This is a genomic window from Komagataeibacter saccharivorans, assembly GCF_003207825.1.
Classification (GTDB): Bacteria; Pseudomonadota; Alphaproteobacteria; order Acetobacterales; family Acetobacteraceae; genus Komagataeibacter; species Komagataeibacter saccharivorans.
In genome coordinates this window covers 1-1,313 of sequence record NZ_NKTY01000080.1, presented here as the reverse complement: position 1 = coordinate 1,313, position 1,313 = coordinate 1, and the positions used below count along the sequence as shown (strand labels likewise).

The 1,313-nt window shown below is 58.2% G+C and carries 1 protein-coding gene; it reads right to left on the bottom strand.

Going from position 1 to position 1,313, the window contains the following annotated elements:
• Nucleotides 1-60: 60 nt before the first annotated feature.
• A protein-coding gene (locus CFR79_RS15400; protein WP_110548464.1) for an IS3 family transposase occupies nucleotides 61-1,247 on the bottom strand; the annotation gives its coding sequence in 2 pieces (ribosomal slippage) (nucleotides 61-977 and nucleotides 977-1,247; 1,188 coding nt in all).
• Nucleotides 1,248-1,313: the final 66 nt, after the last annotated feature.

Sequence of the window (1,313 nt, the reverse complement as noted above, 5' to 3'; positions counted from 1 at the left end):
AGAGGTGGACCCGTCCGTTCGGACAGTTTTGCGGGCTTGATAAGCTATACCTGGTTGTTGTTATGCCGCCCTTCTGACGGCGTTGCTGTTGGCCATCTGGTCCGGGGTTAACCCCGGACCAGATGGCGTCGGCACGTTATGATACGCCTCATCGGGCGTACGTCCAGCCAGCGCCGTATGCGGACGCCTTTCGTTATAATGGGCGATCCATCTGCCAAGCCCGGCCCTCAGCTCCGATCCGGTCTCGAACGCGTGCAGGTAGACGCATTCATATTTCAGCGACCGCCACAGACGCTCGATGAACACGTTGTCCAGCCAGCGACCGCGCCCATCCATGCTGATGCGGATCTGACGCTCTTCCAGTATCCCGGTGAAACGGGGTGTCGTAAATTGCGACCCCTGGTCAGTATTGAAAATGTCCGGGGCGTCATAGCGCATGAGGGCATCCTGTAGCGCCTCGATACAGAACTCCACGTCCATCGTGTTCGACAGACGCCAGGACAGGACCTTGCGCGTGAACCAGTCCATGATCGCCACGAGATAGAGAAATCCCCGTTTCATGGGAATATATGTGATATCGGAACACCAGACCTGGTCAGGCCGATTGATGACCAGATCCCGTAGCAGATATGGATATTTCCGATGTTCCGGATGGGGCACGGTCGTGCGCGGCTTCTGGTAGATCGCCCGCAGGCCCATGATCGCCATGAGCCGCCGGACCCGCTTGCGGCCCACTTCATGTCCCAGGCGGCGCAGATGCCATGTCATCTGCCGTGAGCCATAATACGGCGTTTCCAGGAACTGGGCGTCGATCAACCGCATCAGCTTCAGATTGGCCTCGCTCTGTGGCACAGGCCGATAGTAAACGCCCGACCGGTTGAGTCGCAGCAGCGTGCATTGCCGGATTATCGGCAGGCACGCTCGCTTCGGGTCAATCATCTGCCGCCTCTGATCACGCCCAACCGAGCAGAGGCATCCCGCAAAAAATCCCGTTCCACCAGCAACTGGCCGATCTTGGCATGCAGTTTCTCTACATCAGCAGGGCTGACTGAAGGTTCCGTTACTGACTTACCAGAAAAAAGGCTTGCCATGCCTTCGATCGCCTGGCGCTTCCATTGGGCGATCATCGTCTGATGCACGCCATGTTTCGACGCCAACTCCGCCAGCGTCAGTTCGCCACGGATCGCCTCCAGGGCAACCCGTGACTTGAACTCCGCCGCATACCGTTTCCGCGTAACCTTGCCCATAAAACCCGTCCTCGTTCAGGCCAGATGATAGCTTACCGCCCTGTCCGAAAAATGGGGGCCACTTCT